The 6,004-nt window shown below is 67.0% G+C and carries 4 protein-coding genes; all 4 read right to left on the bottom strand.

Annotated elements, in window-relative coordinates; all coding sequences use genetic code 11:
* Positions 1-59: 59 nt before the first annotated feature.
* A complete protein-coding gene (locus AAHM41_RS38215; protein ID WP_342241874.1) occupies positions 60-1,733 on the bottom strand; it encodes a calcium-binding protein in 1,674 nt (557 codons plus the stop codon).
* 135 nt (positions 1,734-1,868) lie between these two features.
* Positions 1,869-2,750, bottom strand: a complete 882-nt coding sequence (gene pdxY, locus AAHM41_RS38220; RefSeq protein WP_342241875.1) for a pyridoxal kinase PdxY — start codon at positions 2,748-2,750, stop codon at positions 1,869-1,871.
* Positions 2,751-3,074: 324 nt separating this feature from the next.
* The gene (locus AAHM41_RS38225; protein ID WP_342241876.1) at positions 3,075-4,457 is read right to left on the bottom strand and encodes an aminotransferase-like domain-containing protein; all 1,383 of its coding nucleotides are present in this window, start codon (positions 4,455-4,457) and stop codon (positions 3,075-3,077) included.
* Between the two features lie 236 nt (positions 4,458-4,693).
* On the bottom strand, positions 4,694-6,004 hold a 1,311-nt coding region (locus AAHM41_RS38230), incomplete at its 5' end, for a hypothetical protein (RefSeq protein WP_342241877.1).

Consider the following 6,004-nt stretch of genomic DNA (forward strand, 5'->3'; position numbering starts at 1 on the left):
GGGAACCCCCCGGGCGGGGGCGGCTATGCGGCCGGCGGTGCGGCGGCCCTCGTCTCGCTTCAGAGCACGAAATCCGCCGCGACGAGACCGATGGCGCCGGTGAGCTGGATGTGGAAGTCCGAGACGCTGTCGCCATTGACGTCGCCGGCGATGGTGGTGACGTTGCCGGCGACGGCAAAGCGAAGCTGCCCGGCGACGCCGGTGTAGAGGCCCGAGCCGATGAAGGTGAAGGCCTGGTCGCCGGGCGCGCCGGTGTTCGCGTCGATCAGCGACAGGTCGATGCGGTCGCCCTGGGCGTGGCTGAAATCGGCGATTCGGTCGGCATTGGCTCCGACCACGCTCTCGGCGATCGACGCATAGGCGAAGCGGTCCGCCCCGACACCTCCCGTCAGCAGGTCCTTGCCGGCGCCGCCGCTGAGCACGTCGTTGCTCTCGAAGCCGTTCAGCGCGTTGGCCCCGCCGCTGCCGATCAGCGTGTCGCCGCCCTGGCCGCCATTGACGTTCTCGATCGCGACGAAGGTGTCGCCCGCGGCGTTGCCGCCGCTGCCGGTGCCGGTGGCGAGATTCACCGTGACCGCGGTGGCCTCGCCCCAATAGCTGGCGAGGTCGGTGCCGATGCCGCCATCCAGCTTGTCCGCGCCGCCGCGGCCGCGCAGCACGTCGCCGCCGTTCCAGCCCTGCAGCGTGTTGGCGCCGGCATCGCCGGAGAGGGTGTCGCTGCCCTGGCTGCCGCTGATGTTCTCGATCGCGGCCAGGGTGTCGCCCTCGGCCTCGCCGCCGCTGCCGGTGCCCGCAGCAAGGTCGACGACGACGGCTTCCGGACGGAGGTAGTAGCTGGCGGTGTCGATGCCGCTGCCGCCGTCGAGCTGGTCGGCACCGTTTTCGCCATAGAGCACATCGTTGCCGTCGCCGCCGTTGAGGATGTCCTCATCATCGTGGCCCCGCAGAATGTCGGTGCCGCCGAGACCGCTGAGGATGTCGTCCCCGCCCCGGCCGTCGAGCAGGTTGTTCCCGGCCGAGCCGGTCAGGATATCGTTGACGACGAAGGCGCCGTAGACATTCTCGATGCCGGACAGCACGTCGCCCGCGGCATCGCCGCCGCTGGCGGTGCCGGTGCTGAGATTGATCGTCACGGCGGCGGAGCCGGCATAGTCGATCAGGTCGATCCCGGCGCCGCCGTCGAGCTGGTCAGCCCCGCTGCCGCCCGTCAGGTGATCGTCGCCGGCCCCCCCGATCAGCGTATCGTCGCCGGCCAGCCCGTCGAGTTCGTCATCGCCGTCACCGCCGTTGAGGACATTGCCGGCAATGTTGTTGCCGATGATCGTGTCCTCGCCCGTGCTGCCGATGACATTCTCCATGTCGATGAAGCTGTCGCCGGTGGAATCGTTGTTGCCGCCGGAACCGATGCCGGCGAGGAGGTTGAGGAACACCCCGACAGTGGCACCGGCATAGCTGATGGTGTCGATGCCGCTGCCGCCTTCGAACCGGTCCCCGCCGGCGCCGCCCGTCAGCACGTCATCGCCGGTGCCGCCGACCAGCTTGTCGTCGCCGACGCCGCCATCGATCAGGTCGATGCCGCCGCCGCCATGGATGATGTCGTTTCCACCGAGACCGCTCAGCGTATCATTGAAGGCCGTCGCCTGCGGAATATCGGTGTAGCCGGGCGGGAGGACCACCCCGTCGCCGAGCAGATGGATCAGATCGTTTCCCGCGGTTCCGTTGACGACGGCCATTCTCGAACTCCAGTTGGACAGGCGCGGCAAGCGCGCAGCCGGGCATTCTGCATAAGATCATGTGCGCCGCATCTCCCAGATGGGGGAGGCGCGGACGACTTTCTTTGCGTCCGGCCGATGCCCTGGCGAGTCGCCCTACCCTGCCACCCGCTTCACCTCGAAATGCCCGGGCGGATGGGCGATGGCGTCCTGGGCGGCGACCAGCTGGATCTCGCGCTTGCCCGAAAGATGCGTCGCCTCCATCACCGCATAGACGGTGCCGGCGGTGCGGCCCAGCGCCACGGCCGGGTCGCCGCTGCGCAGCCAATGCGCCAGGAACAGCGCCGCGGTGATGTCGCCCGAGCCGTTGACCGAGATCGGCAGCCGCGGCGTCGCCACGACCCAGGCCCCGTCCGGCGCCACGGCCAGCATCTCGATCACATCGTCCGGCGCGTCCTTCCGGATCAGGCTGGTGACCAGCACGATCCTCGGCCCGGTCGCCTGCACCGTGCGCGCCGCCGCCAGCGCGTCGTGCAGCGTGGCGATGGCGCGGTCGTCGCCGACCCCGGCGCCGAGCCCGGCCAGGTACTCCAGCTCGAACTGGTTCGGGGTGATGATGTCGGCCTGCGGCACCGCCTTGTCGCGCATGAACTCCGGCAGGCCGGGGCGGACGAAGAAGCCGCGGTCGACATCGCCCAGCACCGGGTCGCAGCAATAGACCGCCCGCGGGTTGGCGGCCTTGACCTTGGCCACGGCGTCGAGCACGACATGGCCGAGCGAGACGTCGCCCATATAGCCGGACAGCACGGCGTCGCAGCCCGGCAGCACGCCGCGCTCCTCGACCCCGCGCAGCACCTCGGCGATCTGGTCGGCCGGCAGCACCGGGCCGCGGAAGCTGCCATAGCCGGTGTGGTTCGAGAAATGCACGGTCAGCACCGGCCAGACATCGATGCCGAGGCGCTGCAGCGGGAACACCGCGGCGCTGTTGCCGACATGGCCGTAGGCGACGGAGGACTGGATCGACAGGATGGCGGTCACGGGTCGGCTTTCTGGTTGCGGGCGGCTAGCAATAGGCGAGTCGGGGACGGAAGATGATACGCGTCGCCTCTCCCGCGAGGGGCGGCGTTCCGGAAAGCATCCGTTGTTCCGATGCTGGCTTTTTATCCTCCCCCTCCCCTTGCGGGAGGGGGTAGGGGGAGGGGTTTGGCGCCACCAGGAGGGAAGCCTCGCGGCGAACCGGCGATGATTCGGGACAATCTGGCTTCGGTTCGCTCGGCTGCAAGCCCCCTCCCCCTACCCCCTCCCGCAGGGGGAGGGGGAGAGTGGAAAGCAAGGTCGGCGCGAGATCCGGCACCGGCCTCATCACGCCGCCGCCAGACTGAGGTCCGGATCGCTCCTGAGCAGATCCACCAGCACCCTCAACCCCCGCTCCAGCTCCTCGGCATCGGCGGCGGCGGTCAGGGTGATGCGCATGGCGTGCGGCGTCTCGGCCCGGCCGGGCACGAACAGCTCGGTCGAGGTCATGGCCAGGCCGCGCTGCCGCGCCGCCGCCACCACCTCCTGCGCCCTCCACGGCTCCGGCAGCTCGAGCCAGATGTGGAAGCAGCCGGGCTGGCTGTGCCAGGTCAGCCCTTCCAGCGCCCGCGCCGCCACCGCGTGGCGCGCCTTGGTCTCGCGCCTGATGCGGTCGGCCAGCACGTCGCAGGTGCCGTCCTCGATCCAGTCGGCGACGATCTGCCCCATCACCGGCGGCGCCATCCAGTTGGTGGCGCGGGCGGCGGAGCTGAACCGCCCCAGCCGGTCGGACGGCATGGCGGCGAAGCCGATGCGCAGCGACGGCGCCATCGCCTTCGACGCCGCGGTGATGTAGATGCTGCGCTCCGGCGCGAAGCTGGACAGGGCCGGCGGCGGGTCCTCGGCGACGGTGCCGTAGATGTCGTCCTCGACGATGGTGATGCCGAGGTCGCGGCACAGCTCGGCGATGGCGCGGCGGCGCTCGACCGACATGGTCTTGGTGGTCGGGTTGTGCAGCGTCGGGGTGGTGTACAAGAGCCGCGCGCCCGAGGCGCGGGCCGCGGCCTCCAGCGCCTCCGGGATCATCCCCTCCCCGTCCATGGCGACGGCCTTGAGCGACAGGCGCAGCAGGCTGGACAGGGCACGGACGCCGGACCAGGTCAGCTCCTCCACCAGGATCGGGTCGCCGGGGTCGCAGAACGCCATCAGCGCGGCGGTGATGGCGTGCTCGGCGCCGCTGGTCACCAGCACCCGCTCGGGCCCGACCTCGACGCCGCGGCGGCGGATCCACTGCGCCCCGGCGGCGCGGTGCTCCCAGCGCCCGGTATGGGCCTGGTAGTTGATCAGCTCGCCGAGCGCGTTGGAGCCGGCGATGCGGCGCAGGGCCTCGGCGTATTCCGGGGCGACGACATGGGTGGGCGGCCGGTTGACGCCGAGCTCGATGGTCTGCGGCCCGCCGACGGCGGGCATGTCGAGCGTGGCCTGGGACCGGGCGCCGGCCTTGACGAAGCTGCCGCGCCCGACCTCGCCGGCGACGAGGCCGCGACGCTCGGCCTCGGCATAGGCGCGGCTGACGGTGCCGACGGTGACGCCGAGCCGCCAGGCGAGGTCGCGATGGGTGGGCAGCCGCTCGCCGACCTTCAGCCGGCCGGCATAGACGTCCTCGGCGATGGCATCGGCGATGCGGAGATATTTCGGCCCCGCGCGGTCGACCAGCGACGGCATCCACATGGCGGCCTCCTCCTTGCGTGGCGCGATTGTGTCGCGATTGTCTCGATCCGCATCAGAGCATGATCGGGACAATCGGGACAAGGAGGGGTGGGATGCAACGGGGACAGGGCAGGATTGTGGGGGTGCGGCAACAACATGCGGTGCCGGCTTCGGAACTCTCCGAGCGGACGTTTTCGCCAATGCACGCGCGACCGAGTGGACCCCGTGCATCTGCCGTCTCGTTCGCTCGTGGAGACTTATCCTCGCAACGGTTGAAGAATGAAGCCAGGGAAGCTGACGACATGAGAGGACGTCCCCAGCGCCGCACGTACTGCTTCGAGCGCCTCCGACGTCGATATAATAACCTGTTGGCCACGTGTCGAACAGCGAGCAGCAGAACGAAGGAACTCTAATAGGCTCGTGGTTTCAATCTCCTGCTGCCCCGGCTCGTCAAAGACGACGATGCCGAGATGACTGGTCGTAAAGCCTACCTCTAGCTCCAAGCAGGCCAGATAATAGGCCCATTTAAGCCTGATGGCGTCGCTCGCAGAAATCTCGAAGTTAATTTCTTTTTCGACGGTCTCGCCATTCTCTATCCTTAAAACCAGCGGGCGGAAATTGTCATTGGAGAGAGAAATCTCGCCCGGTTGAAATGACCGGAAGCCATAGCGGCCAAGTTGGTGACGTATGCTAGCCTGTAGTCGATCGAGCTTATGTCTGTCGGCAATCGTCAGTTCGTCCATCGGCAGAAGGCGCAGTGCGTTGGTAGCTTCCGCCCATTTCGTCGCTATGTCCCTGAGCTCGTCGATTAGCGAGATTGAAAGATCGTCGACACTTCGTAAGCGCTCGACGAATGCCTGCAAACGGACGATCTCCTCGATCGCAGCTCTCGAAGACGACGAACTCGGCCGTACCAATTCCTGGCGGAGCGCTCGTAGTTCCTGCTGCTTGTCCCGGAGATCCCGTTCGGAGCCTCGGTATCGCGCAGCAATCTCCTGAAGGCGCTCCCTCGAATTGGCTAGCGCAGCCTGATAGAGCTCAAGTTGTGATTTAACGAAAGCAATATTCTCATCGAGCGCCATACCTGTGCTTTCCACCGTCGGCAGCAACTCGTTGGATACGCCTTGATGGCAAGTCGGACAGACATGCTCTGAGGCCGCACGACCGAGGTCGGATCCTAGGCGCTGGAGCTTCTGTGCATCCTGGTTTCGCTTGAGATCAGCTTGGAGCGATTTGACGCGTTCCTCAAGCGCACTTTTATCCTGGGCTTCGGAACCATATTCTGTCCTGATCGCCTCTAAGACGGCGGACAAAGTATCAATCTGCCCCCTAAGCATCGAGACGCGAGTTTCGATCGCAGGCGCAGCTACCTCGACAGTCTCGAACTGCTGATTTTCAAGTTGATCTATTCGAGCAGACGTAAAATCCAAGATTTCGCTCAATCGTATCCATTCGCCTTGAAAATAGATCTGAAGATCGATAGAGGGTGCGGTGGCAAATTCCGCCGACGGCTGAGCCGCGAGGCCGCGAAGGCGACCGACGCTCGATGCCGCCTCATCGAGCCTCTT

It is taken from the genome of Inquilinus sp. OTU3971, assembly GCF_038440215.1.